Origin of the sequence: Acinetobacter sp. UBA1297 (genome assembly GCF_002307755.1) — a bacterium.
In the GTDB taxonomy this organism is placed as follows: domain Bacteria; phylum Pseudomonadota; class Gammaproteobacteria; order Pseudomonadales; family Moraxellaceae; genus Acinetobacter; species Acinetobacter radioresistens.
In genome coordinates this window covers 43,658-62,489 of the sequence record NZ_DBUF01000002.1, presented here as the reverse complement: position 1 = coordinate 62,489, position 18,832 = coordinate 43,658, and the positions used below count along the sequence as shown (strand labels likewise).

At 42.6% G+C, this 18,832-nt stretch carries 21 protein-coding genes; 12 read left to right on the top strand and 9 right to left on the bottom strand.

All coding sequences use genetic code 11. The features are described 5' to 3' along the window. Positions 1 to 162: 162 nt before the first annotated feature. Positions 163 to 453 carry a muconolactone Delta-isomerase gene (catC, locus tag B3R63_RS00790; RefSeq protein ID WP_005020051.1) on the bottom strand — a complete coding sequence of 97 codons (291 nt, stop codon included), beginning with the start codon at positions 451 to 453 and terminating at the stop codon, positions 163 to 165. Between the two features lie 24 nt (positions 454 to 477). After that, the gene (locus B3R63_RS00785; RefSeq protein ID WP_005406456.1) at positions 478 to 1,584 is read right to left on the bottom strand and encodes a muconate/chloromuconate family cycloisomerase; all 1,107 of its coding nucleotides are present in this window, start codon (positions 1,582 to 1,584) and stop codon (positions 478 to 480) included. A 109-nt stretch (positions 1,585 to 1,693) separates the two neighbouring features. On the opposite strand from B3R63_RS00785, the gene B3R63_RS00780 reads away from it, so the two are divergent. After that, positions 1,694 to 2,608, top strand: coding sequence for a LysR family transcriptional regulator (locus B3R63_RS00780; protein WP_005026169.1), 915 nt, complete (start codon positions 1,694 to 1,696; stop codon positions 2,606 to 2,608). Between the two features lie 18 nt (positions 2,609 to 2,626). On the opposite strand, the gene B3R63_RS00775 is transcribed toward B3R63_RS00780, so the two are convergent. Then, entirely contained in the window at positions 2,627 to 3,541 is a 915-nt protein-coding gene (locus B3R63_RS00775) for an alpha/beta fold hydrolase (RefSeq protein WP_286727986.1), read from the bottom strand. Positions 3,542 to 3,557: 16 nt separating this feature from the next. After that, positions 3,558 to 4,091 carry a PadR family transcriptional regulator gene (locus tag B3R63_RS00770; RefSeq protein WP_005026163.1) on the bottom strand — a complete coding sequence of 178 codons (534 nt, stop codon included), beginning with the start codon at positions 4,089 to 4,091 and terminating at the stop codon, positions 3,558 to 3,560. Between the two features lie 130 nt (positions 4,092 to 4,221). On the opposite strand from B3R63_RS00770, the gene B3R63_RS00765 reads away from it, so the two are divergent. The 4 genes from B3R63_RS00765 to B3R63_RS00750 all read left to right on the top strand — a co-directional run bounded on the left by B3R63_RS00765 (position 4,222) and on the right by B3R63_RS00750 (position 8,424). Beyond that, on the top strand, positions 4,222 to 6,246 hold the full coding sequence (locus B3R63_RS00765) for an NADPH-dependent 2,4-dienoyl-CoA reductase (RefSeq protein ID WP_005020059.1): 2,025 nt from the start codon (positions 4,222 to 4,224) through the stop codon (positions 6,244 to 6,246). Positions 6,247 to 6,330: 84 nt separating this feature from the next. Further along, complete coding sequence (locus tag B3R63_RS00760; protein WP_248114928.1) at positions 6,331 to 6,744, top strand: nuclear transport factor 2 family protein; 414 nt, start codon at positions 6,331 to 6,333, stop codon at positions 6,742 to 6,744. 54 nt (positions 6,745 to 6,798) lie between these two features. Then, positions 6,799 to 7,899 carry a YheT family hydrolase gene (locus B3R63_RS00755; RefSeq protein WP_286727985.1) on the top strand — a complete coding sequence of 367 codons (1,101 nt, stop codon included), beginning with the start codon at positions 6,799 to 6,801 and terminating at the stop codon, positions 7,897 to 7,899. A gap of 114 nt (positions 7,900 to 8,013) precedes the next feature. Then, the gene (locus B3R63_RS00750) at positions 8,014 to 8,424 is read left to right on the top strand and encodes a GNAT family N-acetyltransferase (protein ID WP_286727984.1); all 411 of its coding nucleotides are present in this window, start codon (positions 8,014 to 8,016) and stop codon (positions 8,422 to 8,424) included. Positions 8,425 to 8,515: 91 nt separating this feature from the next. Here the strand turns inward: B3R63_RS00750 and B3R63_RS00745 are convergent, their stop codons facing one another. Next, positions 8,516 to 8,947 carry a hypothetical protein gene (locus tag B3R63_RS00745; RefSeq protein WP_005020066.1) on the bottom strand — a complete coding sequence of 144 codons (432 nt, stop codon included), beginning with the start codon at positions 8,945 to 8,947 and terminating at the stop codon, positions 8,516 to 8,518. Positions 8,948 to 9,173: 226 nt separating this feature from the next. Between B3R63_RS00745 and B3R63_RS00740 the strand changes: the two genes are divergently transcribed. The 6 genes from B3R63_RS00740 to B3R63_RS00715 all read left to right on the top strand — a co-directional run bounded on the left by B3R63_RS00740 (position 9,174) and on the right by B3R63_RS00715 (position 14,693). Continuing rightward, a complete protein-coding gene (locus B3R63_RS00740) occupies positions 9,174 to 10,814 on the top strand; it encodes a CTP synthase (RefSeq protein WP_286727983.1) in 1,641 nt (546 codons plus the stop codon). A gap of 31 nt (positions 10,815 to 10,845) precedes the next feature. After that, the gene (kdsA, locus tag B3R63_RS00735; RefSeq protein ID WP_005406318.1) at positions 10,846 to 11,703 is read left to right on the top strand and encodes a 3-deoxy-8-phosphooctulonate synthase; all 858 of its coding nucleotides are present in this window, start codon (positions 10,846 to 10,848) and stop codon (positions 11,701 to 11,703) included. A gap of 45 nt (positions 11,704 to 11,748) precedes the next feature. Continuing rightward, positions 11,749 to 13,038, top strand: a complete 1,290-nt coding sequence (eno, locus tag B3R63_RS00730; RefSeq protein ID WP_286727982.1) for a phosphopyruvate hydratase — start codon at positions 11,749 to 11,751, stop codon at positions 13,036 to 13,038. Between the two features lie 15 nt (positions 13,039 to 13,053). Beyond that, complete coding sequence (ftsB, locus tag B3R63_RS00725) at positions 13,054 to 13,446, top strand: cell division protein FtsB (RefSeq protein WP_286727995.1); 393 nt, start codon at positions 13,054 to 13,056, stop codon at positions 13,444 to 13,446. After that, positions 13,409 to 14,140, top strand: coding sequence for a 2-C-methyl-D-erythritol 4-phosphate cytidylyltransferase (gene ispD, locus B3R63_RS00720; RefSeq protein WP_286727981.1), 732 nt, complete (start codon positions 13,409 to 13,411; stop codon positions 14,138 to 14,140). The genes ftsB and ispD overlap by 38 nt, the downstream gene beginning before the upstream one ends. A gap of 205 nt (positions 14,141 to 14,345) precedes the next feature. Then, the gene (locus tag B3R63_RS00715) at positions 14,346 to 14,693 is read left to right on the top strand and encodes a four-helix bundle copper-binding protein (RefSeq protein WP_005404505.1); all 348 of its coding nucleotides are present in this window, start codon (positions 14,346 to 14,348) and stop codon (positions 14,691 to 14,693) included. A 76-nt stretch (positions 14,694 to 14,769) separates the two neighbouring features. On the opposite strand, the gene B3R63_RS00710 is transcribed toward B3R63_RS00715, so the two are convergent. After that, positions 14,770 to 15,423 carry an A1S_1983 family putative colistin resistance protein gene (locus tag B3R63_RS00710; protein ID WP_101162396.1) on the bottom strand — a complete coding sequence of 218 codons (654 nt, stop codon included), beginning with the start codon at positions 15,421 to 15,423 and terminating at the stop codon, positions 14,770 to 14,772. Between the two features lie 98 nt (positions 15,424 to 15,521). Between B3R63_RS00710 and ispF the strand changes: the two genes are divergently transcribed. Beyond that, positions 15,522 to 16,016 carry a 2-C-methyl-D-erythritol 2,4-cyclodiphosphate synthase gene (gene ispF, locus B3R63_RS00705; RefSeq protein ID WP_286727979.1) on the top strand — a complete coding sequence of 165 codons (495 nt, stop codon included), beginning with the start codon at positions 15,522 to 15,524 and terminating at the stop codon, positions 16,014 to 16,016. Here ispF and B3R63_RS00700 read toward each other — a convergent pair. The 3 genes from B3R63_RS00700 to B3R63_RS00690 form a co-directional block, all read right to left on the bottom strand. Next, positions 16,004 to 16,528 (bottom strand): hypothetical protein, encoded by a 525-nt coding sequence (locus B3R63_RS00700; protein WP_106438715.1) that lies wholly within the window; start codon positions 16,526 to 16,528, stop codon positions 16,004 to 16,006. The genes ispF and B3R63_RS00700 overlap by 13 nt on opposite strands. 52 nt (positions 16,529 to 16,580) lie before the next feature. Continuing rightward, positions 16,581 to 17,672, bottom strand: a complete 1,092-nt coding sequence (locus tag B3R63_RS00695; protein WP_111281377.1) for a 3-deoxy-7-phosphoheptulonate synthase — start codon at positions 17,670 to 17,672, stop codon at positions 16,581 to 16,583. A gap of 126 nt (positions 17,673 to 17,798) precedes the next feature. Then, entirely contained in the window at positions 17,799 to 18,677 is an 879-nt protein-coding gene (locus tag B3R63_RS00690; RefSeq protein WP_286727976.1) for a sulfite exporter TauE/SafE family protein, read from the bottom strand. Between the last annotated feature and the right edge of the window lie 155 nt (positions 18,678 to 18,832).

Sequence of the window (18,832 nt, the reverse complement as noted above, 5' to 3'; positions counted from 1 at the left end):
TAAGTATGTATAAGACGCTAACGGGGCTGGCGACAAGCGAGAAAGGTTCCCTGATGTGCTGGCCATCACTGGCTGGCCTCGTTCCGTCTGTTGTTATTACCCTTCGTTTAAAGGAAAGTACGGATGCAACTGTAGAACTGCATCTTTTTTTCTGCATCAATTTTATGAATCGTTTTCACGTACAGAAGACGGATGGCGATTCAGAGCCATGATCTCAATATTCATATAAGGGTAAAGCGGTAGACCCTGCAAAATGTTGTGCAGTTCTTCATTGTTTTCCACATCGAAAATACTGATGTTGGAATACTGGCCGGTAATACGCCAGATATGACGCCACTTACCCTGGCGTTGCAGCTCTTGGGAGTAAGCTTTTTCAACAGCCTTAATTTCGTTCGCTTTCTCGCTTGGCATATCTAGTGGAATATGCACATCCATACGCACATGAAATAACATGTTAAAACTCCTTATCCGCTTGCCTTAACGACGTAATTGTTCAATCTTGTTTTCATCCACTTCAATTCCTAGACCTGGTGCATTGGGCACAACCAGTTCAAAGTTCTCGTATTGCAGTGGGGTTGTTAAAATTTCCTGGGTCAGAAGAAGTGGGCCAAAGAGTTCTGTGCCGAATGCCAAATTTTCAAAGGTAGAAAAGGCATGAGCAGAGGCAATGGTACCGACGGGGCCTTCAAGCATCGTGCCACCGTACAGGTCGATTCCTGCAAGACAGGCAATCTTGGCCACGTCACAAGCTTCAATTAGTCCACCAGACTGTTCGACTTTGACTGCGAATACATCGGCGCCATGCTTTTGTGCAATACGGAAAGCACTGTCCGGCCCGGTTAAGGCTTCATCAGCCATAATTGCTACTTCGAAACGCTGGGTCAGACGGGCAAGAGCATCGGTATTCTGGATGGCGCAAGGCTGTTCAATCAGGTCAATTCCACCGTCCTGTAGCTGCTGGATTCCGCGAATACATTCCAGTTCTGTCCAGGCACGGTTGATATCTACACGAATACTGACCTCAGGCCCCAGAGCTTTCTTGATGGCAATAACATGATCAACATCTTCCTGTAATGGACGTGCGCCAATTTTCAGTTTGAAAGTATTATGGCGCTTCAGCTCAATCATTTTTTTAGCTTCGGCAATATCTTTATCTGTATCACCAGAAGCCAGTGTCCAGAGTACTGGCAAACGGTCACGCAAACGACCACCCAGAATTTCACTTAATGGTAGGCCTAGACGTTTGGCCTGTATGTCCAGCAGTGCAGTCTGAATTGCACATTTAGCAAAACGGTTACCATTAATGGTCTTGCGGATCAGTTTTGAGATCTGTGCAATATTCTGGTTCTGAACGGAGGAGAGCAGAGGCGCGAAGTAAGTGTCAATGTTGGCTTTAACACTTTCTGGGCTTTCTTCACCATAGCTGAGTCCACCAATAGTAGTGGCTTCACCCCAACCTACAGTTCCATCTGTTGCAGTAATTTTCACCAGAACCAGGGTCTGAGTCTGCATGGTTGCCACAGAAAGTTTATGTGGACGTATGGTCGGAATATCGACGAGTAATGTTTCTACAGATTTATACATTATTGAAAATCTATGCTGACTTATCTCTTGTGTATACCTTAAAAGAATGATTAAAATGTGTCTAAGACTGAATTTGCATTTTAATATATCTTAAAGGTATGGAAGACTCATGGAACTGAGACATTTACGCTATTTTGTGGCAGTGGTAGAAGAACAGAGTTTTACCAAGGCTGCAGAAAAACTATTTATTGCCCAGCCTCCGCTGAGCCGGCAAATACAAAACCTTGAAAGTGAACTGGGTATCCAGTTATTTGAACGGGGCAGCCGGCCATTACAGACTACCCCAGCCGGTCAATTTTTTTACCAGCATGCCGTTAAACTTTTGTCGAATGCTGAAGAAGTTAAATCGATGACCAAGCGTATAGGCTTGGTTGAGCGCAGTATTACCATGGGGTTTGTAGGCTCACTTTTATTCGGTTTATTACCGCGGATTATTTATTTATATCGTCAGCAGCATCCCCATTTAAATATTCAACTGGTAGAGATGAGCACCAGAGACCAGATTCAGGCACTAAAAGAAGGCCGGATTGATGTCGGCTTTGGACGGCTGAGAATCAGTGATCCGGCAGTTCACCGGATTTTACTGCGTGAAGAACGTCTAATGGTCGCTGCACATTCAAGCCATCCGATTGCACAGCATATTGAAGGTATATATCTGGCAGATATTGTTGATGAAGACCTATTTTGCTATCCAAACACGGCTAAACCTAATTTTTCTACACAGATCACCACGTTATTTTCTGAGCATGGTCTGGAGCCTAGAAATATTAAGGAAGTTCGTGAAATTCAGCTAGCTTTAGGACTGGTTGCTGCGGGTGAGGGCATTTGTATTATTCCTGAGAGTGCCAATACCATCCGTTTTCCACATTTAAATTATGTGCCTTTACTGGATGAGGCAGCAAAAAGCCCGATTTTTCTGACTATTCGAAATATGGACGAAACGGAAAACATCCGGTCACTCTTCGACTGTATCTATCAGGTTTACGATCTGGAAGCGATCAAATATGACCGTGCCTTATTTTAATTCTAAAAACCAAACAGGTTAAGGAATCTGAGCCAATAAAAATTGTCGCAGCTCATGAGTGAATTTAACCGGTTCACTTAAAAGCGGCGTATGGCCCGAATGCTCAAAATAAACAGGGTGAGCATTTTTTAGGCTTTTAGCAATGATCATTTGTCCTTCTGCTGCATATAAGCTGGAATTCTGCCCAATAAAAAAAGTGACTGGACATTCAAGTTGTGACAGTGCTTCGCGATAATCTTCAGTATGGTACAAATAACTTTCCAGATACCAGCGCAGGTAGTCCAGTCGTTGAAGAGGTAACAGATATTTTTGCAGTTTCGGTTTTTTAAGTGCGGTATGAAACAACAGGGAAGAAAATCTGCTATTCCCCTGTAAAGATACAAACCTGTACCAAAGCTGAAGCAGTTCAGTACGTGTATGTGTTTCCAGCTGACTGATGCTGTGTATATCAGGTTGCCCAGAGAGAGTGTCAATCAGCTGACGCAATACCAGCTTACATTCTGTATGCTTTTCACCCAGCAGGCCATATTTCCAGTTCTCATCTGCCAGAATTTTTGGCGTTTGGTCAATATGTAAATAGGCCTTTAACCTGTCGCCCAGGTTTGCATAGTGCATACCATGCATCGCTGTGGTGGCGCCCATTGAATAGGCAATCAGAATAAAATTATCCAGCTGCAACTGATTAATCAGTCTGGAAACATCCTGCCAGTGACTGGAAATTGCATCTAAGGATTGAGGAATGGCGCAGTTTCGAGAACCCCCAAAACCGCGCCAGTCTGGAATAATAAACTCAAAGCGGTTCAGGCTGCGTACAATAAAAGGTAACCATTGCCAGCTTTGCATTCCAAGACCAGATAATACCAGTACAGGCTGACCGCGACCAATCCGGCGCACATACAGGTTTTCTCCATCAGGCATGCGGTAAAGTGGCATGATTAACTCCTCAGTGCTAGAACTTTTCCAATGCAGGAATAACTTCTTCAAGCCATTTGATCCAGTGAATTTCCAGATCAATACCCAGCTGCAAAATCATTTTATGAATATATAAAGTACGGTCAGTGGTCGCACTTCCAGCAAAGTCCTTCGCATAAATATTCTGGTAGAGTTTTAGATTATTCTGGTGTAATTCCAGATGTCGCTGCAATTCGGGTAGTACAATATTTCCACCCAACTGGGCTTCTGCACGCAGACGTACCATCAACTCTTCCCGTAACTGGGCGGGCGGACTTTGTTCCATCATCCATTTGGCCAGTTCAATACGGCCTGCCTGTTCAACCTGATAGGTTTTCTTTCTACTTTGGCTGGGTGCTTCTTCAACTGTAGAAATCCAGCCCTTTTTCAGCATACCGCTTAGTTCACGGTAAATCTGCTGGTGTGTTGCATTCCAGAAAAAGCCCATAGAACGGTCAAAACGGCGTGCCAGTTCAAACCCGGTACTCGGTCTTTCCAGTAAACTGGTCAATAATACATGGGCAAGAGACATCGGTGAATTCCGCAACTTTAAAAATGACGCTTCAGACATTATGCAACATGTTGCATAAAAAAAGAATATCTATTATAAGTTATGCAATAAGTTGCATAAGCTAGCAAAGATAGCGAGCCAAGGAGAAAAAATGTCGTACTATCCACACTTACTTGCCCCTTTAGACCTCGGGTTTACTACATTAAAAAACCGTGTATTGATGGGTTCAATGCACGTGGGCCTAGAAGAAGCTCCACAAGGATACGAACGGATGGCAGCATTTTATGCCGAACGTGCGCGTGGTGAGGTAGGGCTGATTGTGACTGGCGGTATTGCACCTAATGATGCAGGTGTAACCTTTGCTGGCGGTTCTAAACTTGATTCTATTGCTGAAGCAGAAAAGCACAAGATTATTACTCAGGCTGTTCATGATGCTGGCGGTAAGATAGCCATGCAGATTTTACATACCGGACGTTATTCCTATCAGGCTGATCCGGTTGCACCTTCTGCGATTCAGGCCCCGATTAATCCGAGTAAGCCCAAAGAATTAAGCTCGGCTGAAGTCTGGCAAACTGTCAGTGACTTTGTAAATTGTGCACAGATGGCACAATATGCCGGTTATGACGGTGTGGAAATCATGGGCTCAGAAGGCTATCTGATCAATGAATTTATTGCTGCCCGCACCAACCATCGTGATGATGAATGGGGCGGAAGTTATGAGCAGCGTATCCGTTTTCCGATTGAAATCGTCAAGCGTACCCGTGAAGCAGTTGGAGAGAATTTTATTATTATTTACCGTCTATCGATGCTGGATCTGGTAGAAGGCGGTTCTACACTGGACGAAGTTGTTTATCTGGCTAAAGAAATTGAAAAAGCCGGCGCGACAATTATTAATACCGGTATCGGCTGGCATGAGGCACGTATTCCAACCATCGCCACTAAGGTTCCACGTGCTGCATTTACCTGGGTGACTGAAAAGCTGAAAGGTGAAGTGAAGTTGCCACTGATCACATCTAACCGTATTAATACCCCGGAAATGGCAGAATATGTCCTGTCTTCCGGACAGGCAGATATGATTTCGATGGCACGTCCAATGCTGGCCGATGCCGAGTTTGTTTTAAAAGCCCGTGAAGGCCGCAGTGACGAGATTAATACCTGTATTGCGTGTAATCAGGCATGTCTTGACCATATTTTCTCAATGAAAATTGCATCCTGTCTGGTTAATCCGCGCGCATGCCATGAAACTGAACTGATTTTTAAAGAATCTGGATCACCGAAACAGATTGCTGTGATAGGTGCAGGGCCGGCAGGTTTAAGTTTTGCAATTTATGCAGCCAGCCGTGGTCATCAGGTCAAGATTTTTGAAAGCAGTAACCAGATTGGTGGACAATTCAATATTGCCAAGACTATTCCGGGCAAGGAAGAGTTTTATGAAACTATTCGCTACTTTCAGCGCCAGATTGAATTACAGCCAAATATCCAGCTACATTTGAATCATTTGGCGACTTATGAAGAGCTAAGCCAGGCCAATTTTGATGATATTGTGATTGCAACAGGTGTAACACCACGCCACTTGGAAATTGAAGGTGCGAATCATCCTAAAGCGTTAAGCTATCTGGAAGTGCTTAAAGAGCGCCTGCCTGTTGGAAAGCGGGTTGCAATTATCGGAGCAGGCGGTATTGGTTTTGATACAGCAGAGTACCTTACACATGAAGGGGAAAGTGCCAGCTTGAATCCTGAAAAATTTTATGATGAGTGGGGAATCGATACGACCTATCATCATACGGGGGGCTTGAAACAGCCTAAAATTGAACCTTCACTGCGTGAAGTCTACCTGTTACAGCGCAAGCAAAAGGCTGTAGGTGCAAATCTGGGTAAAACCACAGGCTGGATACATCGCACTGGCCTAAAACATAAGCATGTGCAAATGATGTCTGGTGTAAATTATGAAAAAATTGATGATCAGGGTTTGCATATTACGGTGGACGGCAAACCTATGCTACTGGAAGTGGATAACGTTGTAATCTGCGCCGGACAGGAATCTTATACTGCCATGTTCGAACAGCTGCAAGCTGACGGAAAACGTGTGCATCTAATAGGAGGCGCAAGAGAAGCCGGTGAGCTGGATGCTAAACGCGCCATCCGTCAGGGCGCTGAACTGGCAGCCATTATTTAGGTTTTTATATAGGGCAGGCGGCCTGTTAATGCTGTCTGTCCACTTTCAACTTTAAAACAATAAATAGTTAAAGAGATAAAACTGATGATCCTGACCACTACTCAACAAGCCATACAGGCTTGGCACCAAATGCTTTGCAGCCGTGATATGTCTGTTCTGGACGAACTTCTAGATGAACAAGTGATTTTTCGATCACCTGTTGCATTCAACCCGTATGAAGGTAAAACAGTCGTTCGTTTTATATTAACTAATGTCATTGAAATATTTGAGGACTTTACTTATCACCGAGAATTCTACACAGAAGACGGTCACAATGTAGTGTTAGAGTTTTCTGCTCATGTCGGAGAAAAACAGTTAAAAGGAATCGATATGATCCGTTTTAATGAGCAGGGCAAAATTGTTGATTTTGAAGTCATGATCCGGCCAAAAAGTGGTCTCGAAGCGTTAGCTGCACAAATGGGACAGCGCATGGCAGCATTTATGCCTCCCGCCCATTAAGTCTACTTAAAATTCATTCTTCATACTTTAGAAATATACCGAGAGTTAAATCAAATGATGGTAAAAAAGCTGACTGCCCTGACACGAGAACTATTGGATCAGGTTACAGGCGCTGAACAGCCTAAACTCTACTTTGACCCGAATGGTAAAGTCCAGCAGGTACTGGAGCACTTGCCACAGCTTAAGGAAAAATATCGGCCAACACCGTGGTTAGCGAACCAGCATGCACACTTGCTATATTTTGACCTGTTCAAGAAAAGACGTATTAAGCTCAAGTATGACAGAATTGAGCCATTAACCATGCAGGATGGTGGCACTACCGGTATTGCCTGGTATGGCGAACAACTTCCGGCTGATGTACCTACTATAGTATTAATGCATACGATTACCGGCTCACCACAAAGTATGAGCGAGCTGGTACGTGATTTACATCACTATACAGGCTGGCGTATTGCGTTATGTTTGCGCCGTGGCCATGCCAAATTGCCAATGACTGTACCAAAAATCTGTCTGTTTGGTTCAACTGATGACCTGCGTGAACAGCTCATTCATATACAGAGCAAATTTCCTGAATCTGTATTGTATGGCATAGGCTCTTCTGCTGGAACTGGTCTGTTGGTACGCTATCTGGGAGAGGAGGGTCATCATACTCCATTTAAGGCTGCCTTCGCCTTTTGTCCGGGCTATAATACCGAAATTGGTTTTCAGAAGGTGCACCCATTTTATAGTAAGGCCATGACAAAGAAACTGTTTAAATCATTTATTCATCCTTATCAGGACGCTTGGAAAAATACAGGGTCATTGCCGAAAGTACTTGCTGTTAAAAGTCTGGCTGACTTTCAGAGCTGTTACTTTGAACTGGCAGGTTATAAAGACTTTGAAAGTTATAATCAGGCAACCAATCCTGTTTATGTTATGGACAATATCCAGATTCCTCTAATGATTTTAAATGCTGAAGATGATCCGGTTTGCCATATTGATAATTTTGAGCCATATAAAGAAATGATTATGCAGATGCCAAATATTATGGTGATTACAACCCGTAAAGGCAGCCACTGCGGATTTTATGAAGGCATTACCCGTACACGTTCATGGGCGGCACGTTTAATGGCAGACTATCTGATTGCACAACACAAACTGGCTTCAGTAAACTAAGAATAGTCTGCTTAAAACAGATAACATGATAAAAACCTGAAATAGCTGGCCTCTTCCATAACCATAAAATAGAAGGGGCTTTAAAATATAGGAACATAAAAGAGATAAAATATCATGTCTGAACCGATTCATTACCTGATAAATGAACCTGTTAGTACGCAGCAGTATATTGACCTTTTACAGAAAACTTCATTAGGTCCAAGACGACCCATCCAGAATGCAGACCTGATCACAGGCATGCTACAGCATTCAAATCTGGTCATCTCAGCATGGTATAAACAAGAGTTAGTAGGTATAGCAAGATCGGTTACAGATTTTTATTTTTGCTGTTATCTCGCTGATCTGGCAGTGACAGTAAGATTTCAAAAAGAGGGTATTGGAAAAAAGCTCATTGAAATAACAGAACAGCAATTACAATCGGAATGTACATTGACTTTACTTGCAGCTCCACAGGCTGTTACTTACTACCCCAAAATTGGTTTTTCTCAGCATCCTAGTGCTTGGGTGAAAAAGCCATCTATTTAAATCAAAGTCTTCAACTCATCATTTCATTAATAAAAAACCCGGTATATTTACCGGGTTTTTACTGTTCTGACTGAACAGAAGAACGGATTGTTTAGTTTTCAAGAGCAGGTGAGGCAGCCGCCATAGCAGCTGCAACGGCATCATCTTCGCTCTGTGAATCTGAACTGGATTTCTGCTGGCTGGCGGTACTGTCTGCTTTTGGTGCTGGAGCTGGCTTAGGCTCTGGCTTTTGTGGCTCAGGTTTAGGCTCGGGTCTCGGTTCAACTGGTGCAGGGTCACGATATTCGCGGCGAATTTCGGTTGTAGTGTTTGGCGTTTCTTCACGAACAATTTCAACCGTCTCGGGAATTTCAGGTTCAGCTTCAACCGGTTCTAGAGGTTCGATTTGTGCAGGCGCTACAGATTGTTGTTCAACTACTTCAACCTGTTCTTGCTCCTCTTCCTTTGGCGCTTCTTTTTTTACACACGCGGTGAGGAACAAACCTGTTGCGATCGCACCACAAATCAAAAGTTTCTTATTCATAATTGCATAAATCAGGACTTAAAAGAGACCAGGCTATTATAACAGTAAAAGCTGTCAGAAAAATCATGCACATTACGCCTAATTTTTTATCGAAAATGCTGATAGAATAACCAGTTGTTTATTGTTCTATGAATTGATGCGGAATGACTTTGCTTTATAGGTGCCGAGTAAAGTAAAATTGCGCAACATTGCAGGCCGAATTCGGCTCGATTGTACGAGAAACTCAATGACCCATTTTATTTTCGTGACTGGTGGTGTGGTTTCATCACTAGGTAAAGGTATTTCAGCAGCTTCAGTAGCAGCACTTTTAGAGGCTCGTGGTTTAAAAGTCACCATGGTCAAAATGGATCCATACATCAATGTCGATCCAGGCACTATGAGTCCATTCCAGCATGGTGAAGTTTTTGTTACAGAGGATGGGGCTGAAACTGACCTTGATCTGGGTTATTACGAGCGTTTCCTGCGTCGTGCAAAAATGACCAAACTGAATAACTTCACTTCAGGTCGTGTTTATCAAGATGTTCTAAACAAAGAACGCCGTGGTGACTACTTGGGTGGTACGGTTCAGGTAATTCCGCATATTACTGACAACATTAAAGAACGTGTACTCCGTGCAGGTGAAGGTTATGACGTAGCGATTGTTGAGATTGGCGGTACGGTGGGTGATATCGAATCACTACCATTTATGGAGTCAGTGCGTCAATTAATGGTCGAGCTTGGTCATAAGCGTACCATGCTCATGCATCTGACACTGCTGCCTTATATTAAGTCTGCAGCAGAGCTTAAAACCAAACCGACCCAGCATTCTGTAAAAGAATTGCTGTCTATCGGTATTCAGCCCGATATTCTGATCTGTCGTACCGAACATGATGTAGATGCTGACACCAAGCGTAAAATTGCACTCTTCACTAACGTTGAAGCACGTGCAGTTGTAGTGTGCAAAGATGCACGTTCTATCTATCAGATTCCACGTAACTTCTATGAACAGAATGTAGATGACCTGATCTGTGAACGTTTCGGTTATAACGATCTTCCAGAAGCAGACCTGACTGACTGGGATAACGTAGTTGAAGCTTTACTGAATCCGGAATTTACTGTTCGTGTTGCCATGGTTGGTAAATATGTTGAACTTCCAGATGCTTATAAATCTGTGAATGAAGCATTACTTCATGCGGGTATCCAAAATCGCGTTAAAGTACAGATTGACTATGTAGATGCTGAAAAGCTTGAAGCTGAAGATGTGGATGAAGTGCTTGCCACCGCTGATGCCATTTTAGTTCCGGGCGGTTTTGGTGAGCGTGGTACTGAAGGAAAAATGAAAGCCATTCAGTATGCCCGTGAAAACCAGATTCCATTCTTCGGTATCTGCCTGGGGATGCAACTTGCAGTGATCGAGTTTGCGCGTCACGTAGCCAATATTGCTGATGCAACTTCTACAGAATTTAACCGTTCAACTAAAGCCCCGCTTATTGGCCTGATTACTGAATGGTTAGATGAACGTGGTGAACTTCAGCAGCGTAGTCTTGAATCTGATCTTGGTGGCACCATGCGTTTAGGTGCTCAAAAGTCTGAACTGGTTGCAGGAACTAAAATCCGTGATATTTATGCTGCAGCTGAAATTAGCGAGCGTCATCGTCATCGCTATGAAGTGAATGACCACTTTATTGCTCAGATTGAAGCTGCAGGTATGAAAATCTCAGGTTATTCTGCACTACAGCATTTAGTAGAAACTGTTGAAATCCCTGAGCATCCTTGGTTTATTGCAGTACAATTCCATCCGGAATTTACAAGTTCACCACGTGATGGTCATCCATTATTTGCTAGCTTTATCGGGGCTGCGAAACAGCAGTATCAGAAGCGTAAATAAGACTGTTCAGGAAATAAACCAGGAAGTTTAAATGTCACTACTAAAACCACAAGAAATTGTACGTTTAGGCGATATACAAATGGCAAATCATTTGCCGTTTGTATTATTCGGCGGTATGAATGTACTTGAATCCAAAGATCTTGCTTTCGAAATTGCCGAAACCTATGTCGATATCTGTAAACGTCTGGATATCCCATATGTCTTTAAAGCCAGTTTTGATAAGGCGAATCGTTCAAGCCTGAATTCTTTTCGTGGACCGGGCCTGGAAAAAGGGATCGAGTGGTTAGGTGACATTAAAAAACACTTTAATGTTCCGATCATCACTGATGTGCATGAGCCGTATCAGGCGGCTCCTGTTGCAGAAGTTGCCGACATTATCCAGCTGCCGGCTTTCCTGAGCCGTCAGACGGATCTAGTTGAAGCTATGGCAAAAACCCAAGCTATTATCAACATTAAAAAAGCCCAGTTTCTTGCACCCCATGAGATGCGTCATATTCTGCATAAATGTCTGGAAGCCGGCAATGACAAACTGATCTTGTGCGAACGTGGTTCAGCTTTTGGTTATAACAACCTTGTGGTTGATATGCTGGGCTTCGACATTATGAAAGAAATGAATGTTCCAGTATTTTTTGATGTAACCCATGCCTTGCAAACGCCAGGGGGCCGTGCCGATTCTGCGGGCGGCCGTCGTGCCCAGATTGCCACATTGGCACGTGCTGGTATGGCTACAGGACTTGCGGGTTTATTCCTGGAAGCACATCCTGACCCGGAACTGGCCAAATGTGATGGGCCATGTGCGTTGCGTCTGAACCAGCTAGAGCCATTTTTAGCACAATTAAAAGAATTGGATACTTTGGTTAAAGGATTCAAAAAATTAGATACCCATTGATGCTGCTGCTTGCATCTTGTTATTCATTCAACTGAGGAATTGTTCATGAGCCAAATCGTTGACATCCGTGCACGTGAAATTTTGGACTCTCGTGGTAACCCAACCATCGAAGCTGATGTAATCTTGGAATCCGGCGTAGTTGGCCGTGCATGTGCACCATCTGGTGCTTCAACTGGTTCTCGTGAAGCTTTAGAACTGCGTGATGGCGATAAAGCACGCTATTTGGGCAAAGGCGTTCAAACTGCGGTTAATAATGTTAATACTTTAATCCGTGATGCTTTATTGGGTAAATCAGTATTCGAACAAAAAGACATTGATAATACAATGATCGCTTTAGATGGTACTGAGAATAAAGAAAAACTAGGCGCTAACGCAACTCTGGCTGTATCTCTAGCCGCTGCCCGTGCTGCTGCTGATGAAAAGAGAATTCCTCTTTTCCAATACATTGCAGACCTGCGTGGCCAGAAAACTTTGACTATGCCTGTTCCAATGATGAATATCTTAAATGGTGGCGCTCATGCAGATAACACTGTTGATATTCAGGAATTCATGATTGAACCTGTGGGCTTTACCTCATTCGCTGGGAGCCTGCGTGCTGGTGCAGAAATTTTTCATTCTTTAAAATCAGTTTTAAAGAAACAAGGCTTAAATACTGCAGTAGGTGATGAAGGTGGTTTTGCACCAAACCTTCGTTCAAATGAAGAAGCAATCACTGTAATTCTTTCAGCAATTGAGCAAACTGGCTATAAAGCTGGTTCTGATATTATGCTGGCGCTGGACTGTGCATCTTCAGAATTCTATAAAGATGGTCAATATATCCTTGCAGGTGAGGGCAATAAGGCATTCACCAGCAACCAGTTTGCTGACTATCTTGCAGGTCTGGTAAATCAGTATCCAATTATCTCGATTGAAGATGGTCTGGACGAGTCTGACTGGGAAGGCTGGTCTTACCTGACTTCTATTCTTGGTGACAAGATTCAGTTAGTAGGTGATGACCTGTTTGTAACCAATCCGAAGATACTACAGCGTGGTATTAATGAGAAGGTTGCTAACTCTATCCTTATCAAATATAACCAGATCGGTACTTTGACCGAAACACTCGACGCAATCTATCTTGCTAAAGCAAATGGTTACTCGACTGTAATTTCTCACCGTTCAGGTGAAACTGAAGATTCTACTATTGCAGATCTTGCCGTAGGTACAGCAGCGGGCCAGATTAAAACCGGTTCACTTTGCCGTTCTGACCGCGTAGCAAAATATAATCAATTACTACGTATTGAAGAAATTACTAAAGCAGTTTACCGCGGTAAAGCTGAATTTAAAGGATTGAACTAACTTTTCATGGCTTTTATGAAAGAAGTTTTCGGTTCAATTTCCAGCAAAGTATTGCTAGCACTGGCAATCGTTATGATTGTCGTGCTGCAGTACCGCTTCTGGTTTGGTGAGGGGGGCTATTTCCCTCATCAGACCCTGACTCAGCAAATCCAACAACAAGCTGATATTAATCAAGAATTAAAAGAGCGAAATCGCATTTTAGCGGCGGAAGTGTATGACCTCAAACATGGTATTGAAGCCATTGAGGAACATGCACGTTTAGACCTCGGTCTGATCAAGCCCCATGAAACTTTTGTACAGATGAGTACAATCAGTACTCAATATAAACCCATTTATATTGATCCTAATGCCAAGGTTGATTTAAGAACCAATGAGTCAGAACCAGACCCTGTTATCGAAACACCCTAAACTCTGGGCGGTAATTCCTGCTGCTGGCTCAGGCAGCCGTTTTTCTAAACATGAACTTAAACAATATCAGTTAATTGGGCAGCAGACTGTACTCGAGCACACGGTTAGCCGGTTGAATCAGCTAGATCTAGCCGGATATATACTTGCAGTTAGTGCACATGATGATGTTGCTCGAACTTTACCTTTAGTAAAGGCTGAGAAAGCTCACTTTTGTCTGGGTGGGCAAGAAAGGGTGCATTCGGTACTCAATGCTCTCCATTATCTAAGTAATATTGCTGATGAAGATGATCTTATACTGGTACATGATGCAGCGCGTCCCTGTGTCCAGTTCAGCAGCTTGCAAAATCTGGTTGAGAACGCTATCGAACAGAACTGTAGCGCTATTCTTGCTATAGCTGTACGGGATACTTTAAAACTGGTATCTGATAAACAGCACATTACCAAAACAGTAAGCCGTGAATGCTTGTGGCAAGCCCAGACTCCACAGCTTGCCAGACTGGGATTGCTTAAAGCTGCGATTGAAAAAGCATTGGCCGACCAGGTCACAATTACTGACGAAGCCAGTGCAATTGAACATGCCGGATATCCTGTTCAAGTAGTAATGGGGCGTTCGGACAATATAAAAATTACTTATCCGGATGATCTTGAGCTGGCCAAGCTGATTATTGAATCTCAAAATACAGCTTCTTCTTAGTATTATTATATTTATATTCAATGGATTAATTTTTATTCTTAAATTTTGATACTACAGCTGAATATTTCATAAGCTTACCCATTGTTTAAAAAAAGGCACAATTCATTACCTGTAGATGGTTCTACCTTTTCTGCATTCCTGAAATACTTAAAAGGCTCATAAATAGTGAATGAGGTGGAAAGTGCCAATACAACAAGATGAAACAATGACTAATCCGGTTTATTCACAGGCCTCTGCTTCAATTCGGGCCTGTACTGAATGTATTATCGCTTGTCAAACCTGTGCAGCAGAATGCTTGCAGGAAGAAATGGTAGGCATGATGCGCGAATGTATCCGTCGCTGTTTAGATTGTGTGGAGCTATGCCGTCTTTGTATCAGCTATGAAATCAGAGGCTCGGCACTTTTAGACAATGTGATGGCGCTATGTGCTCAGGCATGTGAACGTTGTGCTGAAGAATGTGGTGCACATGAAGATCAACATTGCCAGCATTGTGCTAAGGCCTGCGAGCAGTGTGCAGAAATCTGTCGCGCTTCAGAAATGCCTATTGATTAATAAGTTTTAGAAATATAAAGTCCGGTCTCAGCAGTCCGGGCTTTTTTATTTAAGTATTAATCTGAAATTACAAAGTTTAGTCGTACAAACGGTAAATGCCGTTGAATCGCTCACAACCTTTCTGCTGTGAACTTACTGTAAGCAAGGCTTTCTGAAAGTTAAAATTATATTTACAGTCATGTTCATTATCGATAATTTCCTGCTTGTTCTCGGGAGTGGTGTAAGCGAGAAAAGCAATGTTTTGGGTCTCTTTACGATTATTCGGGTTGCGGTACGCAATTCCCTCAATCTTGATTCTCTCTTTAGAGAGTTGGTGTACCTGTAAATGTACAGGCTGTTTCGCAATTAAGCCATTTTCATATTTTAAATAATGCTGGGTCAAACTCTGATTCATTGAAGTATAAATATCCAGATCATCCATACGCAGTTCGAACTGCTGTTTAAAACAGTCATTACTTTTACACTGTTGCATGCGATTTAGCCAAGTCAGATGTGTGTCTTGGAGTAAACGGACCGGAGCATCAGTAATCAGATAGGCTGTAAGATATTTATTATTTAGCATTTGGCGTTCGGCATCGAACTTATCTGAGCAAATACGCTTTAAAGCAGGCGCAGTAATATCAGATGTACACTGTAACGCTTGAGCTACGGCCATTGATGACCATAAACAGGTCGCTACAAATAATGATCCTATTATTTTAATGTGAGGAAACTCGGTATTCAATAACATGATCGCTTATACTTTTGCTATAGAGTTTGCTTACGTAATATAGCGAAATCACAAGCTAAAATACAACTGATCTAAGATTTATTTATAAGGAAACAGTCATGTTAAGACCGCAGTTCCGTATCGGCCAAGGCATTGATGTGCATGCATTTGAAGAGGGTGAATTTGTTCATCTGGCAGGTGTCAGGATTCCACATACTCATGGTTTAAAAGCTCATTCAGATGGTGATGTAGTTTTACATGCACTAGCTGATGCTCTATTGGGGGCACTGGCACTAGGAGATATTGGACAGCATTTTCCGGATACTGACGATGAATTCAAAGGTGCAGATAGCCGGATATTGCTCAAGCATGTATATGATTTAATTTTAAAGGAAGGTTATATGCTGGGTAATGCCGATATTACTGTAGCCTGTGAACGCCCGAAACTGGCCAAACATAATCTCGAAATGCGGCAGAGCATTGCTGAAGTACTCAATGCAGATATTTCACAAATTAGTGTAAAAGCTACAACTACTGAGAAGCTGGGGTTTACTGGCCGTCAGGAAGGCATTTTGGCTACTGCTACAATTTTACTTGTACTTCACTCAAACTGACGAACCTGCATTAGTGACTGTTCCAGTTCGCGTGTTGCTTTGCGGCCTTGAAGTTGTAAGGCAACCGCATGAATCAGTCCGGTCCAGGTATCATCGGGTTCCCAGATTCTGTGCAAATACTCTTGTGCTGTAGGCATATCTATATTCATAAAGTATTGTCGATATAAGTACATCAGCACACTACATTGCCGGTTATCAGCACAGTGCAGCCACACTGTCTGCTCACAGACTAAGTGATTAATCAGCTCTAGAACCAGAATAGCCTGATTGGCTGAAGGGCGTTCATTATCTAAAGGAATGTGAATATAGTTGAGGTCAAGGTCCAGGCACAACTGATCTTCATTTCTAAGAGCCATTTCAGCTTTGCTGGAGGCAAGATTAATAATGGTCGAGCAACCATAAGCCTTGATTTGTTCGAGATTTTCTGCGGTCAACTGACCTGAGCAAAACAGGCGCTCATGAACATAATCAAAATATGGAATCTGGCTTAAAGCATATTCTAGTTCATTCATATGGTACAAATCCTATATAAAAAACGCCATCATGATGATGGCGTCTCAATGTTTAACGATTTGGTAAAACGTCTTTTAATGCTTCATGCATGGCAAGTAAGGTCCTTTCGGTAGTTTCCCAGTCTATACAGCCGTCTGTGACTGACTTGCCATATTCAAGGTCATCCAGTTTCGCAGGAATATCTTGGCGGCCACCCTTGAGATGACTCTCGACCATAACACCGACAATTGACTTGTTCCCATCAATAATCTGCTCAGTCACATTTTTTAAAACCAACGGTTGCAAATACGGATCTTTGTTCGAGTTGGCATGACTGGCATCAATCATAATCTTGTTACTAACCTTGGCTTTAGCCAAAGTCATTTCCGCATCGGCCACAGCACCAGCATCATAGTTCGGCTTGCCATTACCACCTCGCAGTACTACATGTGCATAAGCATTACCTGCAGTACGGATAATAGAAACCTGGCCATTCTCATTCAGGCCCAGAAAGCTATGTCCATGTTTAACTGACTGCATGGCATTGGTAGCTACTGTCAGGCCGCCGTCAGTACCATTTTTAAAACCTACAGGTGAAGACAAGCCGGAAGACATTTCACGATGGGTCTGGCTTTCTGTAGTACGTGCACCGATAGCAGACCACGAAATCAGGTCTTGATAGTATTGTGGCGAGTTCGGATCAAGGGCCTCTGTTGCACAAGGTAAACCTTTTTCATTGAGTTCAAGTAACAGCTGGCGGCCAATACGAAGACCCTTTTCAATATTAAAGGAGTCATCCATGTCCGGGTCATTAATCAGACCTTTCCAGCCTACAGTAGTACGTGGTTTCTCAAAATAAACACGCATAACGATATAAAGAGTATCCTGAACTTTTTCACTCAAGACTTTTAAGCGGTCAGCATATTCATGTGCAGCTACCGTATCATGAATTGAACAAGGCCCAATCACGACAAACAGGCGTTTATCAATACCATCTAAAATATTACGTATAGTTTCACGGCCTTTCATGACGGTTTGATAAGCCGTTTCACTTAAAGGAAGTTCTTCTTTCAGTGTTGCAGGAGTTACAAGTGGTTGAATGCTTTTCACATTTACATCACTGATATCTGAAGGGGATACTGTTTTAGACTGTAGTGTATTCATTGCCGTCACTGGTGATTGTTCATACAGAAGTGGTTATAGTTACTTGAATATAACATGATTTAAGTGATGAATTGCTATACAAAAACTCTGTTAAAGCCTGAAAAAGCAATTCATTTTACGAATTAATTATATCTTGTGTGTTTTTTCAACAGTACTAATGACTGCGCTCTCTGAAGTAGTTACTGGTTTGGCTTTAACCGGATGCAACATAAAGTTGATACCTAAAGCAAACAGGGTAATTCCCAGAATCTTGCGAATAATACGTTCAGGTAACCGTGAGCTGATTAATGTACCAACAATAATGGCTGGAATGGAACCGACTAGTAACCACATTAATAGAGTGAAATCGACATTTCCCGAACTCATGTGGCCTAAGCCTGCAACCAGTGTTAGCAATACTGCATGAACTACATCGGAACCAATAATCCGGATCATTGGCAAATTAGGGAACATAAGAATCAATGCCATAATGCCAAAAGCGCCAGCACCTACCGAAGAGAGGGTAACAAATATACCCAGTACGATACCCATAAATAAAATATAGAAGCGGCGGCGCGGATTAGCAAACAGCGCTTGTTCCTGATCAGAAACTTCAGGTTTACGAAAACGGCTAAAAAATTTTTCAATCCGCGCACGGAAAATAATTGAAATACCGGTCAGAGTCAGCATAAACCCTAAAACTGTGGTAAGAACAGCTTTATAGTGAGTGGACTGGCTCAGATAGTGCTCAAGCACCCAATGGGTCGCAAAAGACGCTGGAATACTCCCCAATGCCAGCCAGAGAACTATGGGCCAGACAATATTTAATTTTCTGGCATGGACCAGTGAGCCGCAGAATTTTGAAATTGCTGCGTAGAGCAAGTCGGTACCAATCGCAATATGGGGTTCGATCCTGAACAAGCTGATTAAAATAGGTGTCATTAATGAACCACCACCTACACCTGTTATACCTACACAAAAACCAACCAGTACACCAGCCAAAATGAATTCTAGAGGACCAACCATTAACTCATGCCAATATAATAAAACATGTCTATGTTATGACTTTTTCATATAAGCAGTTGTGACGATTAATGATTTACTTATGCAAAAAAACGCTAAGCTTGACTATGACTTTGTTGTATAGATACGTCAATAAAGCATTTTCACTATCTTCTTTG